The organism is Bacillota bacterium (assembly GCA_040754675.1).
Classification (GTDB): domain Bacteria; phylum Bacillota; class Limnochordia; order Limnochordales; family Geochordaceae; genus Geochorda.
In genome coordinates, this window is sequence record JBFMCJ010000480.1 from 1 (window position 1) to 3,097 (window position 3,097).

Here is a 3,097-nt window from a genome sequence, read left to right on the forward strand (position 1 = left end):
GTATCATTCCCACCGCATTTGTCAACCAGCTCCTCGCACTTTTCGTGGCTACAAAATTCAAACAGAAATAGCGCGGAAACCCACGCCGTACTTGAACTTAAGCCCTGTTCAGGGCCGGGAACTTGCGCTTAGATCGCCTCCGAATAGTCGCAGATGACGCCGCGCAGTTCCCCTGCCAGCCGAAGGGCTTGTGGATCAGCGGCAGGGTCGGCAGGACGACGAACCGCTTCACGCCTCTCGGGTCACGCCAGACAACCGGCCCGCGGGCCGAATGGAGTCTGCGCAGGACCTCCAGCTTGGCTGCCTGCTCCTTGGTGATCGTGATGGAGACGCGGATCTCGGCCTGGCTGTGCTCGGAGAACTCCCAAACCGGGTACTCCCGGCCGGCGAACGACATGGCTTCACCCTGTGCCTCGCTGCTCTCCTCCTGGTCGTGGTGGTACTCGATCAGAACCCTCGTGCCGCCGGGGTCGGACGCTAGGTTCAGCCATAGGCCTACCGACCATGAGATGGTTGCGGAAGCCTCATTGCTCTCGGCGGTGGTTTCCCAGTCGGACACCGCCACAACCTTGTACGTGTAGTGCACGCCCGAGGCCACCGCGTAGTCGTAATACTCGCCGTTCTTGTCCACCTGCGCGATGCGGAGCCAGGGGCCATCGCCCTCACGGCGGTACAGCCAGTTGAAGACTGTCCGTGGGGCCAATGGGTCGGCGGGATCGCGGTCGGTGACCGTGATCCTGGTACGCCCCTGAGCGTCTTCTCCCGCCACGCCGATAGTCGGCGTTGGCGGTGGACTGTAACTCACCGTGAAGGTATGACTATCCGACGCGCTGAAGCCGTAGCCGTCCCACACCGTAATCTGTACGCTGTACTGCTGGCCATTGACCAGCATGGTGGCGAATTGGTGTTGGGTGGCGCCACTCGCAACCTCGCCGGAGTCTTCAATCACGTTGTTAGCCGAGTCACGAAGGACGGCGCGGTATTTCACCTGTGGGTCATTCGCGGGATCGGAGTATGACCAGTACACCCTCAGAATGCCCGTACCGTACACCCCAGCGTCGGGTGGGTCAAGGATTGACACCGCAGGTGGTGCGGAGGTCTGAAAGTTGACCAAGCTGGAGTACGGCCCGGCCACGTCCGCCCGGTCCCAGACGCGCACCTGCCACTGATACTGTTGCTCATTTGGGATGGTGTTGCCCGGCAGGGTGTGGCTGGACATGCCGGAGATAACCTTATGGGACGAATCAGGGGGGCCACGTCTTGGAGCGAGCAGCAATCTACTGCCGTATCAGCACTGACGAAGATCTCCAGAAGTACTCCTTGGGCGGCCAGGAACGCGAACTCCGCGACCTGGCCGCTCGCCGTGGTCTGGAGATTGCTGGTGTGTACATAGACCAGACCAGCGGGGCGAAAGCATCCCGACCGGGCCTTGACCGACTGCGAGACGACATGGCTGCCGGCAAGTTCTCGATCATCTTGGTGGTGGATCAAGACCGGTTGTCCCGTCTGGATCCGGTGGACTGGGAACTCCTGAAGCGGGAGATCCGCCAGGCCGGCGTCCGGGTGCTTACCCCCAGCCACGAGATCGACTTTGGTGACGAGGACAGCGAGTTGTTGTCCGACGTATTCAACCTATTCGCCCGGCACCAGCGCCGGAAGTTAATCAAGGCGATGAAGCGGGGCCGGGAGGAGGCCCTGCGGCGGGGAATTTGGCTCGGGAAACCGCCCATGGGTTATGTAGTTGACAAGGAGCACAAGAAGCTGGTTCCGGGCGGGCCCGGGTTGCCCATCGTTCGAGAGATTTTCCAGTTGTACGCTGAGGGCTGGGGATCTCGGCGGATCGCCCGGCGGTTCGGCATCAGTGAAGGCCTGGTGGGTCACATCATCCGGAGCCCGGTCTACCGCGGGACCTACGCCTGGACCGTCAACGGCAAGTACCTGGAGATCCCGAACGCCTGCGAACCCATTGTGGACCCCGGCCTCTGGCAGAAGTGTAATGAGATCATGGACAAGCGTAGCCAGGAGTTCCGCTACTTCAAGGTCTGCCGGGAGCGGGCCATCCTCGCCGGCATCTTGGTCTGCTCGGAGTGTGGCCGGCTCATGCAAGTCAAGACTATAGCCACCACAGTTAACGGCCGCCGATATGTGTACGTCTACTACAAGCACCGCGGAGCCGAACGGGGGAAAGATCACGGGTGTCGGACCCGACACCGCGCAGACCACCTTGATGCCCGGGTGCTGGCTGCGATCAAGCTCCTGGGCTCACAGCCCGCTGTTGCCCGCCGGCTGATCCGGCTCCGGAACGATGAAAGTGAACAGCGACGGCTGACGAGTGAAATCGAACGAATCCAGGCAGCTCTGCAAATGAAAAAGAGCCGCCTACTTCGGCTCTACATGGACGGAAGTTGGGAACGGGATCTCCTGGATGCCGAGCGGAAGAACCTCGACCTTGAGCACCGGGCCCTGGAGCAGCGGCTTGCAGGCCTGCATGACCAGCTGGCCCGGTCCGCCGCCCTTGAGGTTGAGTACATCACTGAGTACTTCGCGGCCCTGGTCAACATCGACACGGAACTCAGCCCCGAAGAGCAGGGGGACCTGGTGCAGGCCCTATTCCCCCGGGCAGAAGTGAACGCGGGCGGTGACATGGTGCTCACCGCCCGCATTCCTTTTTCCGATGCCGCGGATTGTCAGTCCACATATCCCGGTTCGAGGGTCCCCACGGTCGAGGCGATCGTCCTCCCGCGCTGTGCCCGCATCGTGGAGGGCTAGGGGCAAACCGGACCGCCCCACGCGATGGGACACCTATGGCCCAACTCCGGCAGCAGAGAGGCGGAACCGGGGGACTACGGAAGGGGTTGGCGCCTGAACCTCCGATAGCCGAGGAGCAGGAACAGGGCGGATAACACGAAGGCTGTGATCCCGGGCCTGACCAGCCGCGCCCATATGTCCACATCGCCGGTCCCGGCCAGGAGGAACTGGACGTTGCCCACCAGAACCGAGGGGAGGTAAGGTTCGACCACCGTGCCCTGCAGCACGGCTCCGGCCAAGCCCGTGACTATCATGGCGGCCAGGCCCAACCCGCCGGCGGCAAGCCCGC

The 3,097-nt window shown here is 62.6% G+C and carries 3 protein-coding genes; 1 reads left to right on the forward strand and 2 read right to left on the reverse strand.

Annotation, left to right across the window (positions count from 1 at the left end):
- Positions 1 to 97 precede the first annotated feature (97 nt).
- The gene (locus AB1609_19400; GenBank protein ID MEW6048609.1) at positions 98 to 1,219 is read right to left on the reverse strand and encodes a hypothetical protein; all 1,122 of its coding nucleotides are present in this window, start codon (positions 1,217 to 1,219) and stop codon (positions 98 to 100) included.
- A gap of 41 nt (positions 1,220 to 1,260) precedes the next feature.
- Here AB1609_19400 and AB1609_19405 point away from each other — a divergent pair, with 41 nt between their 5' ends.
- The gene (locus AB1609_19405; GenBank protein ID MEW6048610.1) at positions 1,261 to 2,769 is read left to right on the forward strand and encodes a recombinase family protein; all 1,509 of its coding nucleotides are present in this window, start codon (positions 1,261 to 1,263) and stop codon (positions 2,767 to 2,769) included.
- A gap of 74 nt (positions 2,770 to 2,843) precedes the next feature.
- On the opposite strand, the gene AB1609_19410 is transcribed toward AB1609_19405, so the two are convergent.
- Positions 2,844 to 3,097: hypothetical protein (locus tag AB1609_19410; protein MEW6048611.1), on the reverse strand; the 254-nt coding region annotated here is incomplete at its 5' end.